The sequence below is a fragment of the Streptomyces sp. NPDC001270 genome (genome assembly GCF_042896695.1).
Taxonomy (GTDB): Bacteria; Actinomycetota; Actinomycetes; order Streptomycetales; family Streptomycetaceae; genus Streptomyces.
On sequence record NZ_JBIAXM010000010.1, the window covers coordinates 293,781 to 313,195 of the forward strand.

Here is a 19,415-nt window from a genome sequence, read left to right on the forward strand (position 1 = left end):
CCATTAACAGAACGCTCAAGCAAGCTCCAGTATTTTTATGGCGGAATACCAGTGCGGGCTCGCTAGTATTTCTTCGCAGCGATTCGAAGGCCGAGCCTGCTGAGGAGCGGTGACGGAATATGGGGAGAACGGACTCGGCACCGACCGGAATCAGTAGCACAAGGCCCAGGATCAGCGGTGCCGTCATGAGTCATCCGCGGCGCAGCCGGACGGCACGGAACCTCATCGCAAAGGCACCGGACGGTTTTCTGCGACTGGTGCTCGACCCCGAGCCCGACGGCCCGCCCACCGCGCTGCGGACCGCGCTGAGCGCCTGGTCCGCCGCCGACCCGGGGGCCACGCACCACCTCGTGCTCCAGGACGACGCGCTGCCCGGCCCGGACTTCTTCGACCGCGTCCACGACGCCGTGCGCGGTGCGCCCGACGCGGCCATCGCCTTCTTCACCTCCTGGAACTCCCGCAACGGTGCCGCGGTCCGGATGGCGGCGCTGCGCGGCGCGCGGTGGGCCGTGGCGGCGCAGGAGTACACGCCGACGGTGGCGCTGGTGCTGCCCACGCCCGTCGCGCTCGGTTTCGCCGAGTTCGCCCGGCGGCACGGTGACGGCTGGCCGGACGACGTGATCATGCAGCGCTACCTCCGCGCGCACCGCGTCCCGTCGTATCTCACCGTGCCGAACCTCGTCGAGCACGACGACTTCCCCAGCGTGGCGCGCAACGACCACCACGGGCTGCGGCGCGCGGCCTGTCACGGGGCGGTGCCGCCAGGTGCCGACTGGGATCTGGGGGCGGGTCTGTCCGAGGCCGGCGTCATCCCGTTCTTCAAGCACGGGGTGGCCCAGTGCGCGGTCCGGCGGGGTACGGACGGGCCGTGGACGACCGTCGACAGCGAGCGGTACTGCGGCCGGCTCGGGTTTCCCCTGGAGTGGTTCCGCAAGCAGCTGACCGCGGCGGCCATGGAGTCCGCGCCGTTGCTGGATGCCCTCGCCCCGGTCCGCCCCAGGGCGCTGGAGGCGCTGTGGATCACGGCGGGGCTGACCGGTTTCCTCAGCCGCCGGGCCGGCGCCGACCTCGGACCGCAGGACGCGCCGGACGTCACCGGGGGGCTCCGCGGTCCGGCCGTCGCCACCATGGGGCCCGGCGGACTGTGCGGGGAGATCGGTGCGCTGCGCCTCACCGCCCTCCACGACGACCTCGCTGAACTGGCCCGCAGAGCAGTTGAGTTGGGCGCCGCGGCGGACGACGAGCTGACCGCCGTGACCCGGCTCGGCCATGCCGGACCGGCCGCGGGCAAGGGCCGGGTCGCGGTCGTCGGCGCCTCCCGCGGGCTGGGCCGCTTCATCGGCGACGACCTCGAACACCAGGGCTACGACACGGTCCTGCTCGGCGACGCGGTCACCGCACCCGCCGTCGGCGACCTGGCGGGTACCGACGCGGTCGTGCACGTCGGCCCCCGCGGCCGGGCGCGGCCGGTGGTCGCCGCGGCGGCGCGCGCGGGGATCGGCCATGTGGTGTCGGTCACCACCGAAGGGGCGGCGGCGGAGGATCCCGCGCCGGCTCCCGTGCGGGGCGGCACCGTGCTGACCGTGCTGCGCATCGGCACCCCGTACGGGCCGGGTGTCGTGCCGGACAGCTCACCGCTGCCGGGCTTCGTCGAGAAGTCGCTGCTGCGCCGGCCCATCCGGCTCACGGAGCCGTTACCCGGCCCCCTCCAGTACGTCCACGCCACCGATGTCTGCCGCGCCGTCGAACGGGCCCTGCTGCTGCGGCGTCCCGGCGTGTTCGAGATCTGCAACGACGAGAACCTGAGCGCGCCCGACCTGGCGGACGCGGTCTGCGCGGCCGTACGCCCCGTGCCCGTCGACCGCCCGGACCAGGCCGCCGCGAGGCGGCCCGCGCCGCCGGACGGACGCCCGCCGCTGACCACCGAGCGGGCCGCCGCCGAACTCGGCTGGCGCCCGGCCGTCCCCTTCGCCGAGGGCCTGCGCTCCTTCGCGCAGTGGCTCGCCTACGAGGCGGAACCCCGGCGGCCCTGAGAACCCACTCCGCACAGAACGGACCACCGATCACGAGCTCGTGACAGCCCGGCCGCTCCGGAAGGACCGTGCCCCTCCCCCCGCAGAAGGCGAGAAACCGAGCATGGGATCCGCTTCGGACCTGGGTCGACGCGACCTGATCAAGCGCACCGTCGCCGCCGCGCTGGCCGCCTCGCCCGCATCCGCCCTCCTCACCGGCTGTGCCACGGCAGGAGGCAGGCAGAACACCGTCGGAAAGGGAAAGATGAGCGAGAAGAACCCGTTCGGCGCCGATGAGTCGGCGGCCCTGGAGGTCGTCGTCTTCGACGGCGGGCTCGGCGTCGAGTACGTGACGGACGCCGAAGCCGTCTACGAGAGGGCCTTCCCGAAGGCGAAGGTCAAGCACACCACCACCCAGGACATCCGGACCCTGCTCCAGCCCCGGTTCCTGGGCGGCGACCCGCCCGACCTGGTGGACAACACGGGCGCCGACTCCCTCCCCACCGCCACCCTGGCGGACAACGGCCAGCTGACCGACCTGCGGACGCTGCTCAAGGCCCCGTCCTACGACATCCCGGGCAAGACCGTTGCGGAGACGCTGATACCCGGCGTCGTGTCGAAGGGGCAGTACGGCGGCGAGGAGGTCTGGGCGCTGAACTACGCCTACACGGCCTTCGGGGTGTGGTACTCCAAGTCCCTGCTGGAGAAGTACGGCTGGACCTACCCGCGGACCTGGGACGAGATGCTCACGCTCTGCGCGGCGGCGCGCAAGGAGGGCATCGCGGGCTGGACCTACGCCGGCAAGTTCCCCTACTACCTCCAGTGGACGCTCTACCCGTTCATCGCCAAGATCGGCGGCTGGGACGTCCTGAAGTCGATCGACAACCTGGAGCCGAACGCCTGGAAGCACCCCGCGGTCCGGCAGGCGTTCGAGGCGTACCACGAACTCGTCGCCAAGGGCTACGTCCTCAAGGGCACGCCGGGCCTGGACCACACACAGTCGCAGGCCGAGTGGATCAAGGGCAAGGCGCTGTTCGTCCCGAACGGCACCTGGGTGGAGAACGAGACCGAGGACATCACACCGGCCGGCTTCGAGATGACCGTCTCGCCGCCGTCGGGTCTGGACTCCTCGGACGTGATGCCCTTCGAGACCATCTGGGCGCAGGCGGGCGAGGCGTTCGTCGTCCCCAAGGACGCCAGGAACCCGCAGGGCGGCCTCGAACTGCTGCGCATCATGCTCGGCAAGAAGTCGGCGCAGAACTTCTCCCGGCTCACCTCGTCGCTGAGCTGTGTGCGGGGCGCCGTTGCGGGGATGGACCTGCCCTCGGGGCTGGCGTCCGCGAGCCGCCTGGTCAGCGAGGCCGGGTCGCACATCATCTCGCCCCGCACGGACTGGTACCAGACGCTGAACCGGGAGGAGATCGCCGGTCTGATCGGCGAGATGATGGCCGACCGGCTCCAGCCCGCCGAGGCGATCGACCGGATCCAGAAGGCGTCCGACGCCGTGGCCAAGGACGACTCGGTCAAGAAGTACAAGCACCCCTGAGCCCCGTCCGCCGACGCGGCGCGGTGGCAGAAGACGGAGCAGGCGGGATGACGGACTACACGGCGGTGCCCGTGGACGGGCCGCGGACGGGCCGTCCGCGCGGGAGTGGCGGGGCACCGCGCGGACGCGCGGGCATCAAGGCGTCCAGGCTCTACCAGCGGTACCGCAAGTACCGGGTGATCGTGGGCTTCCTCGCCCCGCCGGTGGGGCTCTACGCGGTCTTCGTCGTCTCGCCTTTCCTCCAGGCGTTCTTCTACTCGGTCACGGACTGGACGGGGGTCAGTCCGGAGACCGAGTTCATCGGAATGCGCAACTACGAACGCCTGGCACGGGATCCGGTCTTCTGGACCGCGCTGCGGCACAACCTGATCGTGCTGCTCACGCTGCCGGTCCTGGTGCTCGGGCTGAGTCTGTTCCTCACCTATCTGCTCGACTTCGCCGGTGGCCGCGGACCGGGCGGCGCGATCGCCCCGGTGCGCGGAGCGCGGTTCTACCGGCTCGTGTTCTTCTTTCCCCAGGTGCTGTCCGTCGCGGCGGTCGCGGTGCTGTGGGAGTACGTCTTCGCACCGCGCGGGGGCCTGCTCAACGGGGTCCTGGGCGCGGTCGGCCCGGCCTCCTGGGAGCAGAACTGGCTGGGAGACCCGGATCTCGCCCTGATGTGCGTGATCGCCGTGATGGCCTGGACGAACGTGGGCTTCTTCGTGATCGTCCTCTCCTCGGCGACGGCTTCGATACCGGGCGACATCCTGGCCGCCGCGCAGTTGGACGGGGCCGGCCCGGCACGCACCTTCGTCAAGGTCGTCCTGCCGCTGCTGTGGGACACCGTGCGGACCGGTTGGATCTACCTGGGCATCCTGGCGCTGGACGGTTCGTTCACCGTGGTCAACATCATGACGGTGAACCAGGGCGGCCCGGACCACTCCACCCTGGTCCTGCCCGTCTACCTGTACAACAAGGCGTTCCGGGACGCACAGGCCGGCTACGCCTCGGGGGCCGGAGTCGCCCTGCTGATCGTCACCCTGCTGTTCGCCGCCGTCGTCCTGCGGCTGGGACGGCGTGAGCGGCTGGAGTTCTGAGACCATGACCGCGAGTGCGACGCACCGAACGGGAACGGGAGAGGACCGCGGCGCCACGGGCACGCGGCCGACGGACCCGGCGCGGACCGGTCCGGCGGGCACGGGAACGGGGGGTCCGCCGGACCGGTCTGCGCCGGGTCGCCGCCCTGGCCGGGGCAGGCGTACGGACCGGGGCAGGGGTACGGACCGGGGCAGGCGCACCGGCTTCAGCGCGTTCTCGCACGGCTTCCTGATCCTGTGGGCGGTGATGGCGGCGGGCCCGCTGCTGTGGGCCGTGATGACGTCGTTCAAGCCCTCGGGGCAGATCCTGGAGAGCCCCTGGTCGCTGCCGGCGTCGCCGCACTGGCGGAACTTCGCCGACGCCTGGACGACGGCGGACCTGGGCCGGGACCTCCTCAACACGGTCCTGGTCGTGGGGTGTTCGGTCGTCGGGTCGACGGTGCTGGCGTCCATGGCCGCGTATGTGCTCGCGCGGTTCGTCTTCCCGGGCAGCCTCTTCATCCAACTGCTGTTCATGTCCGGGATGAGCGCGCCGGTGGTCCTGGCCCTGGTCCCACTGTTCTTCGTCCTCAAGGGCATGGCCCTGCTGAACACGTTCCCGGGCCTGGTGCTGGTCTACATCGCGTACTCGCTGCCGTTCTCGGTGTTCTTCCTGACCTCCTTCTTCCGGTCGCTGCCCGCGTCCGCGGCGGAGGCGGCGCTGCTCGACGGGGCGTCGCATCTGCGGATCCTCTTCCAGGTGATGGTGCCGATGGCCCGGCCCGGCCTCGTGAGCGTGGCGATGTTCAACCTGCTCGGCCTGTGGAACCAGTACCTGATCCCGCAGATGATCAACCCCGATCCGGACCGGTTCGTCCTGACCCAGGGCCTCGCGTCCCTCGCCGTCCACCAGGGCTACAAGGGCGACTGGGGCGCACTGTTCGCCGGCCTGACCCTCGCGTCGCTGCCCCAACTGGCGTTCTACGTCCTGTTCCGCAGGCACGTGGAGTCGGGGCTGCTGGCCGGCGCGGTGAAGTGACGCCGTGAAGTGATACCGCACAGGTCAAGATGAGGTGAGGTCTCACAGGTCAAGGGGTCAGGCACGCCCGGATGGGGCATACACCGGTCAACTTCTCCCACCCCACTGACATTTGAGGGGGTCCCCGTGCTGCACGGCATCGATGTGAGCGCGTACCAGTCCTCGTCCTACGACACGGACGGCGCGTCCTTCGTCTTCATCAAGGCCACAGAGGGGCGTTCGTACGTCAACCCGAAACTCGACGCCCAGACCGGGCGGGCCCGGGACGCCGGGCTCGTCGTCGGCTTCTACCACTTCCTGTGGCCCGGCAACGTCGGCGCCCAGGCCGATTACTTCGTCCGGCACGCCCCCGAGAAGGGGGGCGACATCCTCGCCGTGGACTGGGAGACCACCAGCGAGGGGACGCACGCGAGCAACGCCGACAAGGACCTGTTCATCCGGAAGGTGAAGGACCTGCGGCCGCACCACCAGGTGATGCTGTACACGAACCGCGACTACTGGCTGAACGTCGACACCACCTCGTACGCGGGCGACGGCCTGTGGATCGCCGACTACGTCTCCGCGGGCAAGCCCCGCATCCAGGCGAAGTGGCGCTTCCACCAGTACACCAGCGAACCGCACGACAAGAACGTGGCGGACTTCGCGGACAAAGCCGCCCTGCGTGCCTGGGCGCAGGACGGCTGACCGGCACGGGCCGCCGCGGCGCGCTGCTACGCGCGGAACTCCGCCGGCCGCTCGGGCGACGCCTCGGCCAGCGCCGCGCGCACGCCCTCGACGCCCGCCCGCAGGCCGTAGACCGGGGTGCCCGGCTGCTGCCGCCAGGATTCGTCGGTGCCGCCGGCGTCGACCGTGTCGAAGCCGAGCTGCTCGATCAGGTCGCGCACGGTCCGCTTGGCGGCCGGGTCGTCACCGGCCACCGGGAGCGCCAGCCGGTCGGGGGCGCCGGCCGGACGCGGGCGGTCCAGGATGTCCTGGGCGTAGGTGCCGTTGAACGCCTTGATCACGAGGTGCCCGATCTGCTGTTCGGTCCAGCGGCTCTCGGTGCGGCCCTCGTCCTCGATGCCCGCGATCCGGCCGTCCCGCTGGGGGTAGTAGTTCCCGGTGTCGATCACGGCGACGTCCTCGGCCGCGCCGTCGAGCAGTCCGGACGGCAGGTCCGGGACCGCCTTCAGCGGGACCGTGACCACGACGACCTGCGCGCCGCGGGCCGCCTCCGCGGCCGGGACCGGGGTGGCCCCCGTCTCCTTCGCCAGGTCGGTGAGGGTCTGCGGACCGCGGGAATTGGCCACGGACACGTCGTGGCCGAGGGCGGTGAGCCGCCGGGTCAGGTTGCCGCCGATGTTGCCCGCCCCGATGATGCCGATCTTCATGCCGAACCTCCGGAAAGATGCACGCACATACAGTGCTGGGGACAACCCCGGGGTCCCGGGACCTATTCCGGCCCGTACGGCAACCGGGTGACCGGGTGAACACGGCCGGAGACCCGGCCGGCCTGCCCGCCGATGGAGGGGGCTGGAGGGGGCGGAGGGCCGCCGGTCCGGCAACGGCGAGCGCACCGGTACCGTCGATGGGGTGACCCTCGCACCGAACCGCCACGCCCCCGGAGCCGACCCCATGACCGGCTCCGGCGACCTCGACAGCTTCCCCCGCACCCGCCAGGACACGATCAGCAGGGGCCCGCGCACCCTGCGGACCGGCGCGGACCGCACCGCGGAGCCCTCCGGCGCCGGGCACCGCACGGCCCGCGGCGCGGGAGAGGCGCCCCCGGCCCTCGCCGCCGCGGTGCCCGCGGCGCTCGCCGTGCCCGCGGCGCCGTCCCCGGCGGACCGGGCGGTGCGCCGATGATCGTCCTGAGCGCGGCGGACGTGCACGTCGTGCGCGACGGCCGGCCGATCCTCCAGGAGGTCTCGCTGACCGTGCGGGCGGGCGAGCACTGGGCGCTGCTCGGCGCCAACGGAGCCGGGAAGTCCACCCTGCTCAGCCTGCTCGGCGCGCTGACCCACCCCACGCGGGGCACGGTCGAGGTGCTCGGCCGCCGCCTCGGCCGGGTCGACCTGCGGGAGCTGAGGTCGTACGTCGGACATGTCGATCCGCGTCATCCGCTCACCCAGCCGCTGACCGTCCGGACCGTGGTGCTGACCGGGCTGACCAACTCGGTGGCCCCGCTGCCCCGCTGGCGGCCGACGCCCGAGCAGGAGGCGCGGGCCGACCGGCTCATCGAGACGCTCGGCCTCGCCGACCGCCGCGAGGCCCGCTGGCCCACGCTCTCCCAGGGACAGCGCGGCCGGACCCTGATCGCGCGGGCGCTGATGCCCGAGCCCCGGCTGCTGCTCCTGGACGAACCGGCCACCGGCCTCGACCTGCCGGGCCGGGAGCAGTTGCTGGGTGCCCTGGACGCGCTGCGCCGGGAGCATCCGCACCTGGCGACGGTGCTGGTCACCCACCACCTCGAGGAGTTGCCGGCCGGCACCACGCACGCCCTGCTGCTGCGCGACGGCCGCAGCCTGGCCCAGGGGGCGGCGGCGGACGTGCTCACCGGTGACCAGGTCGGCAAGTGCTTCGACCTGCCGCTGGTGCTGGAACGCCACGGCGGGCGCTGGAGCGTACGCGTCGACCACCCGGCATGAGAACGGGGGCGCCCGCCAGGCGCCCCCGTCCCGCCGCTCACCTCACTTGTTCAGGTAGGCCCAGAACTCGTCGAACGACAGCACCTTGTCGCCGTTGAGGTCACGGGTCCTGATGATGGCCTCGGCCACCGCCTCGGTGACGTTCCAGTCGCCCCCCTGGGCCAGGGCGGACTTGAACTCGGCGGCGGTGATGAACCCGTCGCCGTCCGCGTCTATCCGCTCGAAGTCCTTGCGTGCCTCGTCGATGTCCGCCACCGATCCGCCCCTCTTGCTCGTGTCTCTCGTACCGTGTCGGCGTAGTGCCGCAGGTCAGATTAACGGCCCGCACGAACCCCGAGGGCCGCGGCCACCCGGGCGGAGTCCTCCGCGCACGCGCCGAGGGGCTGCCGCGCCGCGCCGCCGCCGGCAACCGCGCCAACTGGTGCATCCGGGTCGTCTCCTGCGCGCTCGCACCGCGCCGCGCCACGGTCGACAGCACCGCGCGGGTCACCGTCAGCGACCTGATCTGGGCGTCGAGGGCCGCCACATGCCCGGCCGCGACCTCCGCCATCGTCCGCTCGCCGGACAGCACCTCGCGCACCTGGGCCAGGCCGAGGCCCAGCTCGCGCAGGGCGCGGATCAGTTCGAGGCGGGCCACGGACCCCGCGTCGTAGAGCCGGTAGCCGCCGGGGGCAGCACGCCCTCGTCGGACCAGAAGCGGATGGTGCGCACGCTCAGTCCGGTGGACCGGGCCAGCTCGCCGATGGTGAAAAGGCCGGTGCCGTCGTCGGTCATGTCTGCGAGTCTGGGCCTTCCAGTGGGTGGAGACTCAAGGAGCGAGCAGGGCGATGGAGTCCTTGGCGGACATTGTCGACGCGGCGGCCCGGGGGGTCTACCCGCCGGACGACGGCGGTACCACCGTGGTGCCGCAGCACCAGTACCGGGACGCGGGGGTGATCGCCTTCACCGCGCACGCCGTGGTGTTCACCGACGAGGACCCGCGGTGGGTGCGCGGGGCGCTCGGCGCGGTCGACTGCGATCCGCTGGCCGCCGCCCTGCATCCGCGGTTCCTCGCGGCCTTCATGGCGCGCACGGGGCGCGCTCACGACACCGTCGACGCGCTGCTGGTCGGCGCTCCCCTGCCGGACGGTCCGCCGCCCGCGATCCGGGAGATCACGGACCCCGGCCATCCCCGGATCGCCTACGCCCGCGGGCGCCGCGACGCGGTGCGCGCCTGGGCGGCGGACGGCGGGGTGGTGACGCTGGGCCGCGGGGTGGCCGGCCGGCTGGAGGTGTCGGTGGAGGTGGACGGGGCGGCCCGGCACCGGGGTCTCGGCCGGGACCTCGTGACGGCGGCCCGGCGGCTCGCGAGCGAGCCGGTGTGGGCGCAGGTGTCACCGGGGAACGCCCGCAGTCTGCGGGCGTTCCTCGCGGCCGGCTACCGCCCGGTGGGCGCGGAGGCGCTGCTCAGTGCCACGGCACGTAGTGCGGGTTGCTCTTGCAGTCGCTCATGATCTCGGTCTTGGTCGACTTGTCGACCGGACAGACGCCGATGATGTACTGCCGCTGGATACCGCCGGGGAAGGCGACCTCCACCTGGTCGGCCCACTTGTGGGTGTCGCCGATGGTCTTGTTGACGTCGACGCCGCCCGGGGCGTCGATGTAGTAGTTGTAGCCGGACTTGTACCAGGTCTTGTACAGGTCGTGGTCGTAGGTGGTGGAGACGTAGGGCGAGGGCTGGTTGACGAGGACGTACTTCTCCACGTCGTACTGCCCGTTCACCACGTCCTTGGGCCAGAAGCCCTCCTCGAAGACGACGGACGGCCCCCGGCTGTCGCTGCGGTACAGGGTGCCGCAGGTGGTGCGCCAGGCCGGCTCCGGAGTGATCCGGTCGACGTCGACGCGGCGGTCCGCGGCGGCCTTGACGCGGTCCTCGAACTGAGGGCAGGCCGGGGCGGCCTTGGCCGCGGCGGCAGTGGCGGGCGCCTTCGTCGTGAGGGCCGCGGGGGCGGCGGCCGTCGTGGCGAGGACGGCCGCGAGGGAGAGTGCGGCGGCGGTGGCGCGGCGGCGCGGGCGAGTACTGGTCATGCGGAGCACAATCCCGCCTCCGCGGTCCTGGAAGCGGGATCGTCACTCCATCGGGGGCGTGTCCGCCGTGTCAACTGGCCCTGTTTCAACGGAAGATGCCGGTGTGCCCGAGCGAGTAGCGGCCCGGCTGCGGATAGACGGCGAGACCGTGCGGGCCGCTGCCGACCTTGATCCGGGCGAGCTGGGCGCCCGTGCGGGTGTCGATCGCGTACACCTCCGAGTTGTAGCGGCCGGACAGCCACAGCACCTTGCCGTCGGCGGAGACGCCGCCCATGTCGGGGCTGCCGCCGCCGGGCAGGCGCCACTTCCCGGTGAGCCGGTCCTCGGCGAAGTCGAAGAGGGAGATGGTGCCCTCGCCCCGGTTGGTGACGTACATCGTGCGGGAGTCGCGGCTGACGTAGAGGCCGTGGCAGCCCCGGCCGGTGGCGAGGAACCGGGGCGTGCCGAAGGTGTCGCCGTCCAGGATCCACAGGCCGCCGGCCTGCATGTCGGCGACGTAGAACAGCTTGCCGTCGGGCGACATCTTGACGTCCTGCGGCATGGCGCCCTTGAGCGGCAGTTTCTGCTGCGCGACGACCTCCATCCGCGCGGTGTCGACCTTCAGCAGTTCGCCGCTGAACTCGCAGGAGACGATGAAGTAGCGGCCGTCGAGCGAGAAGTCGGCGTGGTTGACGCCGTAGCAGCTGACCGGGACGGCCTTGGCGGTCTTCATGGTGTGCGCGTCCCGGAAGACCAGTTGGCGGTCGAGGGAGGCCATGACGACCGCGTACTTGCCGTCGGGGGTGAAGTAGAGGTTGTACGGGTCGTGCACGGGGACCGGTTCGCCCGCCTTCCCGGTGCTCGGGTCGATGGGGGTGAGGGAGTGGCCCCGGTCGTTGTTGACCCACAGCGTCTTCAGGTCCCAGGAGGGGACGACGTGCTGGGGCTGGGCGCCGACCGGGATCGTCTCGATGACCTTGTACGTCGCCGGGTCGATCACGGTGACGGTGTTGGAGTTGGTGTTGGGGACGTAGACGCGGGACGGGAAGTCCTTGACCACGGGTGAGAGGCGGCCGGGGCGGTCGGCGGCGTAGGCGTCCTTCGGGTCGAGCAGGGGCGGCATGCCGGGCAGGGTGTCGTACCGCATCGAGCGGGGGGACACGGCTGCCTTGCTGGCCGCCGTGTCGGGACGGGGCCCGGACCCGCCGCCGCAGGCGGACAGCAGGGTCAGGGCGCACAGGGCGGCGCCGGCGGCCAGGACGCGGGCGGCAGGGGTGAGGTGCATCAGCTCAGCAGCTCCGTGGTGGTGACCGCGCGCAGTCCACGGCGGCCGAGTTCTTCGAGTACGTCGGGGAGGGCGGCCACCGTGTCCGGGTAGCCGAAGTGCAGGCTGACCACCGATCCGCCGGTGACCTCGGCGAGGACCTTGCGGGTGACGGCGGGGGCACCGGGCCGGGTGTAGTCGAGGGAGTCGACGTCGTACGACAGCACGTGCGGGTAGCCCGCGGCCCGGGCCAGCCGTTCGACCAGCGGGGCGGCGGTCTGGGCCCGGGAGGGGCGGAACCAGGTGCCGATCGAGCCGGTGAGCCGGTGCAGCCGGTCCGCGCAGTCGGTGATCTCGGCGCGGGCCGCCGCCTCGGACAGGGTGTTGACCGAGATGTGGTGCTGGGTGTGGTTGCCGAGGTCGTGGCCGCCGTCGAGGACGCGGCGGGCCATCTCCGGGTGCTCGTCCAGCCAGCTGCCGACGGCGAGCACGGTGACGCGGGCGCCGTGCCGTTCGGCCTCGGTGAGCAGGGCGCGGGCGAGCGCGGGATCGCCCTGGCCGTGGAAGGTGAGGGCCACCCGGGGGCGGTCGCGCGGGCCGTGGCTGATCTGGGCGGGCTGCCCGGGGAAGGCCCGCGGGACGGGGGCGGCGCGGGGCGTGCCCCGCGCGGGGCCGGAGGTGGCTGCTGTCGCGGTGGGGTGCGTGGCGGTGGGCCGCTCGGTCGAGCCCGACGCGGACGCGCACCCGGCGGCGAGGGCGCCGCCGGCGACGAGTCCGGCTCCTGCACGCAGCGCCGCGCGACGATCGGTCGTGGTCACCGCACCATTTAAGAGGCGAAGGGTACGAAAAACGCCGATTGCGCTCATTGAGGGACAGTTTTCGGGTCGCGCCGAAAACTGTCCGTACACCCGGGGCGGCGGGCGGCCCGTCGGCGGTACCGTCCGTGTACCCGGGTGCGACGGGCACTCCGCCGGCGGTACCGCCCGTACACCCGGGGGCGGACGGACGGTCCGTCAGCGGCATCTTCCGTACGCCCGGAAGCGGCGGGCGTGCCGTCAGCGGTCGGCGACCCGCATCTCGAACCAGGTCGTCTTGCCCCGCGGCAGCAGGTCCACGCCCCACCGGTCGGACAGCCGGTCCACGAGGAACAGCCCCCGGCCGCTGATGTCCAGCTCCTGGACCGGCATCAGGCAGGGCAGCCCGCGGGAGGGATCGCGGATCTCGACCCGGATCCAGCCGCGGCGGCGGCGCATGCGGAGGCCGAAGACGCGGGCGCCGGTGTGGCGCACCGCGTTGCCGACGAGTTCGGAGACGAGCAGGACGGTGTCCTCGGTCAGCTTCGGGGTGAGCGCCCACTGGCGCAGGACCACGACCTGGACGAGCCGGCGGGCGGTGGCCGCCGACTCGGGGCGGGACGGCAGCGGGACCTCGGCCTCGGCGGGGTTGCCGAACAAGTCCAGTGCCTTGAGCGCCTGTTCGTCCTCGGCCGCAGGCGACCAGCGTGCCGTGGTCGCACGGCCCTGTCCCCGCGGCTGTTCCATGCCCTCCAGCCCCGCCATGCCCCCATCATGGCCGTCCGGGCCGCCCTCCGTGGCCGTTCCGGGGGAATACTTCCCCGCGAAACTTCCCGCGAGCAACGCTCTTCCAGCATATGTCAAGGGCATTTCAGGGCTGGAGACAGCCCGGTTGACCTGCGAAGACGGTTCACTCCCGGGCAAGAGACAGACCTCCTCGACCAGGCAGGCGCAAGGCTGCCTCAAGGCTGCCACAACTCGCCCCAACGAGGGACCCGGAATGAGACATCGCGTCAATTACAAGCGTTTTCCGGCGGGAAATCCTCAGCGGAACGTGGCCTTGCCAGGCCCCTCCTCCACGAAGCTCCGCATGCCCCGCTCGCGGTCCTCGGTGGCGAACAGCCCGGCGAACCAGGTCCGTTCGACGGCCAGCCCGGTGTCGATGTCCGCCTCCAGACCGGTGTCGACGGCCTCCTTCGCCGCGCGCAGCGCGATCGCCGGTCCCTTGGCGAGCTTCGCGGCCCAGGCGTGCGCCTCGGTGTACACGTCGGCGGCCGGGACGACCCGGTCCACCAGGCCGATGGCCAGCGCCTCGTCGGCCCGCACCTGACGGCCCGTGAAGATGAGGTCCTTGGCCTTGCTGGGGCCGACCAGCCGGGGCAGCCGCTGGGTGCCGCCGGCGCCCGGGATCAGGCCGAGCAGGATCTCCGGCTGGCCCAGCTTGGCGTTGTCGGCGGCGATCCGGTAGTCCGCGCACAGCGCCAGCTCGCAGCCCCCGCCGAGCGCGTACCCCGTGACGGCGGCGACCACCGGCTTGGGGATGCGGGCCACGGCGGTGAAGGAGTCCTGGAGCTCACGGGCGCGCACGACCATCGCGGCGTGGTCCATGGCCCGCATCTCCTTGATGTCCGCGCCCGCGGCGAACACCTTCTCGCCGCCGTAGAGCACCACGGCGCGTACGTCGTCGCGGCGCGTGACCTCCTCGGCGAGTTCCCTGAGCCGGTCCTGTACGGCGACGTCCAGCGCGTTCATCGGCGGGCGGTCGAGGCGCAGCGTGCCGACGCCCTCGGCGACTTCGAGATGTACGGTCATGCAGAGCAGGTTAACGGCGACTAACGGCGCCGGGCCCGGTGCCGTGTGTCACAGCACCGGGCCCGGCCACCGCCCGCGGGCTACGCCGTCCACTTCTCCCAGGACATGTTCCAGCCGTTGAGCCCGTTGTCCGGATCCACCGTGCGGTCGTCGGAGTTCTTGACCACCACCACGTCGCCGATCAGCGAATGGTTGAAGAACCAGGACGCCGGGGTGCTCGTGTCGTGGCCGCCGCGTGCGTCGCGCAGGCCCACGCAGCCGTGGCTGGCGTTGTAGTTGCCGAAGGCGCCGCCGCCCCAGTAGTTGCCGTGGATGAAGGTGCCCGAGTTGGTCAGACGGATGGCGTGCGGGACGTCCTTGATGTCGTACTCGCCGCCGTAGCCGACGGTCTCGCCGTTCATCCGGGTCACCGTGAGCTTCTCGCTCATGACCATCTGGCCGTTCCAGGTGTCGTAGCCGGGCTTGCCGGTGGTGACCGGGACGGTCCTGATGACCTTGCCGTCCTGGGTGACCTTCATCGTGTGCTTCTTGGCGTCCACCACGGAGACCTGGTTGCGGCCGATGGTGAACTTCACCGTCCTGGTCTGCTTGCCGTAGACACCGGGCCGGCCCTCGACGCCGTCGAGGTCGAGGCGGACGGTGACCTTCGTGCCGGCCTTCCAGTACTTCTCCGGGCGGAAGTCCAGGCGGTCGTTGCCGAACCAGTGGCCCTCGACGTCGACGGCCGGTTCGGTCGTGATGCCGATGGCCTTCTCCACGTCCTCGGGGTGCGTGATGCCCCGGGTGAAGCGGAGGGAGAACGGCATTCCGACGCCGACCGTGGAGCCGTCCTCGGGGGTGAAGTAGCCGATGAACGTGTTCTTCGGCGTCAGCGTGGTGAAACTGGAGTCCTCGGCGGCCTCGCGGCCCGCGGCGTCCTTGGCGACCGCGTGCACCGTGTACTTGGTGGCGAGGGCCAGATGGGTCGAGGGCGTCCAGCCGGTGCCCCCGCCGGTGATCTCTCCGTCGACCCGCGCGCCCTTGGCGTCCTTGACCACGACCTCGGTCAGCTTGCCCTTGGCCGCGCCGATCTTGAGCGCGCCGCTCGTGCCGACCGACTTGGCGCCGTCCTCGGGTGCGATGGTGACGGCGGCTTCCGACTGCTTGCTCCGCTGGGTCGAGGAGTCCTTGCCCTTGCCGTCGGCGGAGCCGGACCCCGGCTCCGATCCCGACCCGCCGCACGCGGTGACGGCCATGAGCAGGACGCCGGCTATGAGCACCGGCAGTCCCCTGCGCCCGACGGCCGTCCTGCCCGTTCTCCGCCGCGCGTCAACCGACGCCCCCGATATCGGCCGCACGTTCAATTCTTCTCCCCTCCGCGGGCCCGGTCAGGCCCCCGCCCCGGTGCGTCCCGCGCGCACACTGGCGCATATTAACCGCAGAATTTCGACCTTCGTGCCGCTCACCGTGTCACCGTTCCGTCGCAACTTCCGCCGACAGCCGCGTCCCCGACGAAACCCCCCTCCTTCTTATTTGACCGGGGCGCCCGCCTTCCACTCCTTCCAGCCCATGTTCCATCCGCTCAGGCCGTTGTCGGGAGAGACGGTCTTGTCGTTGCTGTTGACGACCTCGACGACGTCACCGATGAGAGTGCGGTCGAAGAACCATCTGGCGGGCGTGTTCGAACCGCCGCCCTGCACGTCCCGCAGGCCCACGCAGCCATGGCTGACGTTCTCCACCCCGGGCGAGTTGGGCGACCAGTAGTTGCCGTGCAGATAGGTGCCGGAGTCGGTGAGCTTCATGGCGTGCGGCACGTCGGGGATGTCGTACTCGCCCCCGAACCCGACCGTCCGGCCGTTCATGCGGGTGACCTCGTACATCTCCATGACCACCATCTTCCCGTTGTACGTGGTGGTCTCCGGGGCCCCGGCGGTGATGGGCACGGTGGACAGCAGACTGCCGTCGCGCCGCACCTCCATGGTGTGCGCCTCGGCGTCGACCAGCGAGACCTGGCTGCGGCCCACCGTGAACTCGACGGTCTTGCGCTGCATCCCGTACACGCCGCGCGCGCCCTCGACGTCCCGCAGCCCGATGTCGACGGTGACCTTGGTGCCGGGCTTCCAGTAGCGCTCGGGGCGGAAGTCGAGCCGGTCCTTGCCGAACCAGTGCGGGCGGATCTCGACGGCGGGCTTCGCCGTGACCCGGACGGCGCGTTCGACGGCCGCGCGGTCCGCGATCTCCCGGTTGAAGGCCAGCGAGACGATCATCCCGGTGCCCACGGTGGAGCGGTTCTCCGGAGTGACGTACGCGATGAACCGCTGTGCCGGGACCTGGGTCGTGAACGTGGTGTGCCGGGCCGAGCGGCGGCCGTGCCCGTCCAGGGCCACCGCGTCCACCGTGTACTCGGCGGCGAGTGCCAGCTCCGGCCGGTCCGGCTCCCAGGCCAGGCCGTCGCCGGTGATGTGCCCGGCGACAGGCGTCTCCTGGGCGTCCTGGTGCCGGACCACGCGCACCGACTCCAGGCGTCCCTCGGCCACCCGCACCTTCAGCGGCTCGCCGGGCCGCACGCCCTTGACGCCGTCGTCCGGGGAGACCCGGATGCCTTCCTCAGGGGTCTGCGGCTTGCCGAGCACCCGGTCGATGCCCAGGCCGTCGCCCGAGCAGCCCGCGGCGCCCGCCAGCAGGCCCGCCCATGTCAACACCGCGGCCAACGCGGCCGTCGCGCGCCGTGCGCGCCCTTGTCCATGCCTCACGCGTGACTCAACGACGTCCCCGCCCCGGGGAAACGTGAGTGCGAGCCAAGCGGTGGGCAGAACTGTGGGGAGGACGACGAAATGGGGGGCCGCCACGCCCGCGCGAGCCGTCGCGGGCGTGCCGCGTCAGATGGTCCGGCACGCCGCGGACCTGCGGTTCCGGGCGGTGCCCGGCCGTGTGGCACGGTCCGGGCGCGGCCCGCGGCGGACGAGCCGACGCTAAGGGGCCGACAGAGTGACGAGCGCAGCCGAGCAGCGGGCGGCGGCCGGGGAGGGAGCCGGGCGCGGCGGCCGGCCGACCACCGCGACGAGCGGTGCCCGGCGGCCCGCGCCGCTCACCGCGACCGCCTGGCCGGGCGCGCCCACGCCCCTCGGCGCGTCCTTCCGGCCCGGCCCGGACGGCACCGCCGGAACCAACTTCGCACTCTGGGCGGCCGGGGCCGAGGCGGTCACGCTGTGCCTGTTCGACGACGACGGCCGGGAGACCCGGGTACGGCTGACCGAGCTGACGCAGGAGATCTGGCACGGCTTCGTCCCCGGCGTGCGGCCCGGCCGGCGCTACGGCTACCGGGTGGCGGGCCGCTGGGACCCGTGGACCGGCGCCCGCTGGAACCCGGCCAAGCTGCTGCTGGATCCGTACGCACGCGCGGTCGACGGGGAATTCACCCTGCCGGCCGAGGTGTACGGGCATGTCCGGGACTGGCCGGAGCAGCATGTCGCCGACACCGTGCGGGACGAGAGGGACTCGGCGCCGTTCGTCCCCAAGGGCGTCGTCGTCCACGACGAGGACGACTGGTCCGACGACCGCCCGCCCGGGACGCCGTGGGCGGACTCGGTCGTCTACGAGCTGCACGTACGGGGCTTCACCAAGCGGCACCCCGGCGTCCCCGAGGAACTGCGCGGCACCTACGCCGGGCTCGCCCACCCGGCGGCCGTCGAGCACCTGGTGACGCTGGGCGTGACGGCCGTGGAACTGCTGCCCGTGCACCAGTTCGCGCACGAGGACCACCTGCTCCGCCGCGGCCTGCGCAACTACTGGGGCTACAACTCGATCGGCTACTTCGCCCCGCACGCGGCCTACGCCGCCGCGGGCACGGCGGGCGGACAGGTCGGCGAGTTCAAGCGGATGGTCCGCGCCCTGCACTCGGCCGGCATCGAGGTCATCCTCGACGTGGTCTACAACCACACCGCGGAGGCAGGCGAACTGGGCCCGACGCTCTGCCTGAAGGGCATCGACAACCGCGGCTACTACCGCCTCCAGGCCGACGCCCGCCGGTACGCCGACTTCACCGGCTGCGGCAACACCCTGCACGTCGTCCAGCCGCAGGTGCTGCGGCTGATCACCGACTCGCTGCGGTACTGGGTGACGGAGATGGGCGTGGACGGCTTCCGGTTCGACCTGGCGGCCGCGCTGGCCCGCACGGCGTACGACGTCGACATGCTCTCCCCGTTCCTCACTGTGATCGCGCAGGACCCGGTGCTGCGCGGGGTGAAGCTCATCGCCGAGCCCTGGGACGTCGGGCCCGGCGGCTACCGGGCTGGCGGCTTCCCGCCGCTGTGGTCGGAGTGGAACGACCGCTTCCGGGACGCGGTGCGCGACTTCTGGCGGGGTGCGCTGCCCGACCTGCGCGACCTCGGCTACCGGCTGTCCGGTTCCAGCGACCTGTACGCCCGCGGCGGCCGCCGTCCCTACGCCTCCGTCAACTTCATCACCGCGCACGACGGTTTCACCCTCCGCGACCTGGTGTCCTACGAGCGTAAGCACAACGAGGCGAACGGCGAGCAGGGCCGGGACGGCTCCGACGACAACCGCTCGTGGAACTGCGGGGCCGAGGGCGAGACGGACGACGAGCGGATCCGGGCGCTGCGGCGCCGGCAACTGCGCAACCTGCTCAGCACGCTGCTGCTGTCCACCGGCGTGCCGATGCTGGTCGCCGGTGACGAACTGGGCCGCACCCAGCGCGGCAACAACAACGCCTACTGCCAGGACAACGAGACCGGCTGGCTGGACTGGTCGCTGCTGGCGGAGCCCGGCTGGCGGGCGCTGTTCGAGCTGACGTCCCGGCTCATCGCCCTGCGCCGGCGCCATCCGGTGCTGCGGCGCGACACGTACTTCTCCGGGCACGCCCGGCCGCCGGACGGGCTGCCCGATCTGGCCTGGTTCACCGCGCGGGGCGAGGAGATGACCGAGGCCGACTGGTACGCACCCGCCGCCTCGCTCGGCATGTACGTCTCCGGACACGGCATCCCGGGCCGGGACGAGCGGGGTGCGCCGGTCCTCGACGACAGTTTCCTCACCGTGCTGCACGCCGGGGAGAGCCCGGTGCCGTTCGTCCTGCCGGGGCCGCCGTGGGCGGAGCGGTACGAGGTGGTCGTGGACACGTCCCGTGAGGACCAGGCGGCGGCGCCGGGCACGGCGCACCGGGCGGGCACGGCGATCACGGTGCCGGAACGGGCGGTGCTGCTGCTGCGGGTGCGGTGACGCCTC

Annotated in this window: 18 protein-coding genes and 1 pseudogene; 9 read left to right on the forward strand and 10 right to left on the reverse strand. The window is 72.1% G+C overall.

From position 1 onward, the window contains the following. Positions 1-185: 185 nt before the first annotated feature. The 5 genes from ACFY2B_RS19535 (at position 186) to ACFY2B_RS19555 (ending at position 6,336) form a co-directional block, all read left to right on the forward strand. Complete coding sequence (locus tag ACFY2B_RS19535; RefSeq protein WP_390764336.1) at positions 186-2,033, forward strand: hypothetical protein; 1,848 nt, start codon at positions 186-188, stop codon at positions 2,031-2,033. Between the two features lie 103 nt (positions 2,034-2,136). Further along, a complete protein-coding gene (ngcE, locus tag ACFY2B_RS19540) occupies positions 2,137-3,558 on the forward strand; it encodes an N-acetylglucosamine/diacetylchitobiose ABC transporter substrate-binding protein (RefSeq protein ID WP_390764337.1) in 1,422 nt (473 codons plus the stop codon). A 47-nt stretch (positions 3,559-3,605) separates the two neighbouring features. Next, on the forward strand, positions 3,606-4,634 hold the full coding sequence (locus tag ACFY2B_RS19545) for a carbohydrate ABC transporter permease (protein ID WP_390764338.1): 1,029 nt from the start codon (positions 3,606-3,608) through the stop codon (positions 4,632-4,634). Positions 4,635-4,638: 4 nt separating this feature from the next. Then, a complete protein-coding gene (locus ACFY2B_RS19550) occupies positions 4,639-5,652 on the forward strand; it encodes a carbohydrate ABC transporter permease (protein WP_390764339.1) in 1,014 nt (337 codons plus the stop codon). 126 nt (positions 5,653-5,778) lie between these two features. Then, positions 5,779-6,336: a glycoside hydrolase family 25 protein gene (locus ACFY2B_RS19555; RefSeq protein WP_390764340.1), complete on the forward strand. Its 558-nt coding sequence runs from the start codon at positions 5,779-5,781 to the stop codon at positions 6,334-6,336. 26 nt (positions 6,337-6,362) lie between these two features. On the opposite strand, the gene ACFY2B_RS19560 is transcribed toward ACFY2B_RS19555, so the two are convergent. After that, positions 6,363-7,022 carry an NADPH-dependent F420 reductase gene (locus ACFY2B_RS19560; protein ID WP_390764341.1) on the reverse strand — a complete coding sequence of 220 codons (660 nt, stop codon included), beginning with the start codon at positions 7,020-7,022 and terminating at the stop codon, positions 6,363-6,365. Positions 7,023-7,224: 202 nt separating this feature from the next. Between ACFY2B_RS19560 and ACFY2B_RS19565 the strand changes: the two genes are divergently transcribed. Together ACFY2B_RS19565 and ACFY2B_RS19570 are read left to right on the forward strand one after the other, a co-directional pair. Further along, on the forward strand, positions 7,225-7,497 hold the full coding sequence (locus tag ACFY2B_RS19565; protein WP_390764342.1) for a hypothetical protein: 273 nt from the start codon (positions 7,225-7,227) through the stop codon (positions 7,495-7,497). After that, complete coding sequence (locus ACFY2B_RS19570; protein WP_390764343.1) at positions 7,494-8,279, forward strand: ABC transporter ATP-binding protein; 786 nt, start codon at positions 7,494-7,496, stop codon at positions 8,277-8,279. Before ACFY2B_RS19565 ends, ACFY2B_RS19570 begins: the two co-directional genes overlap by 4 nt. A 42-nt stretch (positions 8,280-8,321) precedes the next feature. Here ACFY2B_RS19570 and ACFY2B_RS19575 read toward each other — a convergent pair whose 3' ends face one another. Together ACFY2B_RS19575 and ACFY2B_RS19580 are read right to left on the reverse strand one after the other, a co-directional pair. Next, positions 8,322-8,534: an EF-hand domain-containing protein gene (locus tag ACFY2B_RS19575; protein WP_390764344.1), complete on the reverse strand. Its 213-nt coding sequence runs from the start codon at positions 8,532-8,534 to the stop codon at positions 8,322-8,324. Between the two features lie 271 nt (positions 8,535-8,805). Next, positions 8,806-9,053, reverse strand: a pseudogene (locus ACFY2B_RS19580) (MerR family transcriptional regulator); the annotation flags it as partial. Positions 9,054-9,106: 53 nt separating this feature from the next. On the opposite strand from ACFY2B_RS19580, the gene ACFY2B_RS19585 reads away from it, so the two are divergent. Continuing rightward, complete coding sequence (locus ACFY2B_RS19585) at positions 9,107-9,772, forward strand: GNAT family N-acetyltransferase (RefSeq protein WP_390764345.1); 666 nt, start codon at positions 9,107-9,109, stop codon at positions 9,770-9,772. On the opposite strand, the gene ACFY2B_RS19590 is transcribed toward ACFY2B_RS19585, so the two are convergent. The 7 genes from ACFY2B_RS19590 to ACFY2B_RS19620 form a co-directional block, all read right to left on the reverse strand. After that, positions 9,726-10,346: an ADP-ribosyltransferase gene (locus ACFY2B_RS19590; protein WP_390764346.1), complete on the reverse strand. Its 621-nt coding sequence runs from the start codon at positions 10,344-10,346 to the stop codon at positions 9,726-9,728. The genes ACFY2B_RS19585 and ACFY2B_RS19590 overlap by 47 nt on opposite strands. Positions 10,347-10,431: 85 nt before the next feature. After that, a complete protein-coding gene (locus ACFY2B_RS19595; protein WP_390764347.1) occupies positions 10,432-11,610 on the reverse strand; it encodes a hypothetical protein in 1,179 nt (392 codons plus the stop codon). Continuing rightward, positions 11,610-12,407, reverse strand: coding sequence for a polysaccharide deacetylase family protein (locus ACFY2B_RS19600; RefSeq protein WP_390764348.1), 798 nt, complete (start codon positions 12,405-12,407; stop codon positions 11,610-11,612). The genes ACFY2B_RS19595 and ACFY2B_RS19600 overlap by 1 nt, the downstream gene beginning before the upstream one ends. 237 nt (positions 12,408-12,644) lie before the next feature. After that, a complete protein-coding gene (locus ACFY2B_RS19605; RefSeq protein ID WP_390764349.1) occupies positions 12,645-13,148 on the reverse strand; it encodes an ATP-binding protein in 504 nt (167 codons plus the stop codon). 279 nt (positions 13,149-13,427) lie between these two features. Further along, the gene (locus tag ACFY2B_RS19610; RefSeq protein WP_390764350.1) at positions 13,428-14,195 is read right to left on the reverse strand and encodes an enoyl-CoA hydratase/isomerase family protein; all 768 of its coding nucleotides are present in this window, start codon (positions 14,193-14,195) and stop codon (positions 13,428-13,430) included. An 80-nt stretch (positions 14,196-14,275) separates the two neighbouring features. Then, the gene (locus ACFY2B_RS19615; protein ID WP_390764351.1) at positions 14,276-15,538 is read right to left on the reverse strand and encodes an Ig-like domain-containing protein; all 1,263 of its coding nucleotides are present in this window, start codon (positions 15,536-15,538) and stop codon (positions 14,276-14,278) included. A gap of 165 nt (positions 15,539-15,703) precedes the next feature. Further along, a complete protein-coding gene (locus ACFY2B_RS19620; protein ID WP_390764352.1) occupies positions 15,704-16,927 on the reverse strand; it encodes an Ig-like domain-containing protein in 1,224 nt (407 codons plus the stop codon). Between the two features lie 235 nt (positions 16,928-17,162). On the opposite strand from ACFY2B_RS19620, the gene glgX reads away from it, so the two are divergent. Beyond that, on the forward strand, positions 17,163-19,409 hold the full coding sequence (glgX, locus tag ACFY2B_RS19625) for a glycogen debranching protein GlgX (RefSeq protein WP_390764353.1): 2,247 nt from the start codon (positions 17,163-17,165) through the stop codon (positions 19,407-19,409). Positions 19,410-19,415 lie beyond the last annotated feature (6 nt).

What these genes read in the sequence shown, in the direction of transcription:
- ACFY2B_RS19605 (WP_390764349.1), bottom strand. Translation starts at nt 13,148, where the DNA reads ATGGCGGGGCTGGAGGGCATGGAACAGCCGCGGGGACAGGGCCGTGCG.
- ACFY2B_RS19545 (WP_390764338.1), top strand. Translation starts at nt 3,606, where the DNA reads ATGACGGACTACACGGCGGTGCCCGTGGACGGGCCGCGGACGGGCCGT.
- ACFY2B_RS19550 (WP_390764339.1), top strand. Translation starts at nt 4,639, where the DNA reads ATGACCGCGAGTGCGACGCACCGAACGGGAACGGGAGAGGACCGCGGC.
- ACFY2B_RS19595 (WP_390764347.1), bottom strand. Translation starts at nt 11,610, where the DNA reads ATGCACCTCACCCCTGCCGCCCGCGTCCTGGCCGCCGGCGCCGCCCTG.
- ACFY2B_RS19585 (WP_390764345.1), top strand. Translation starts at nt 9,107, where the DNA reads ATGGAGTCCTTGGCGGACATTGTCGACGCGGCGGCCCGGGGGGTCTAC.
- ACFY2B_RS19610 (WP_390764350.1), bottom strand. Translation starts at nt 14,195, where the DNA reads ATGACCGTACATCTCGAAGTCGCCGAGGGCGTCGGCACGCTGCGCCTC.
- ngcE (WP_390764337.1), top strand. Translation starts at nt 2,137, where the DNA reads ATGGGATCCGCTTCGGACCTGGGTCGACGCGACCTGATCAAGCGCACC.
- ACFY2B_RS19590 (WP_390764346.1), bottom strand. Translation starts at nt 10,346, where the DNA reads ATGACCAGTACTCGCCCGCGCCGCCGCGCCACCGCCGCCGCACTCTCC.
- ACFY2B_RS19535 (WP_390764336.1), top strand. Translation starts at nt 186, where the DNA reads ATGAGTCATCCGCGGCGCAGCCGGACGGCACGGAACCTCATCGCAAAG.
- ACFY2B_RS19560 (WP_390764341.1), bottom strand. Translation starts at nt 7,022, where the DNA reads ATGAAGATCGGCATCATCGGGGCGGGCAACATCGGCGGCAACCTGACC.
- ACFY2B_RS19570 (WP_390764343.1), top strand. Translation starts at nt 7,494, where the DNA reads ATGATCGTCCTGAGCGCGGCGGACGTGCACGTCGTGCGCGACGGCCGG.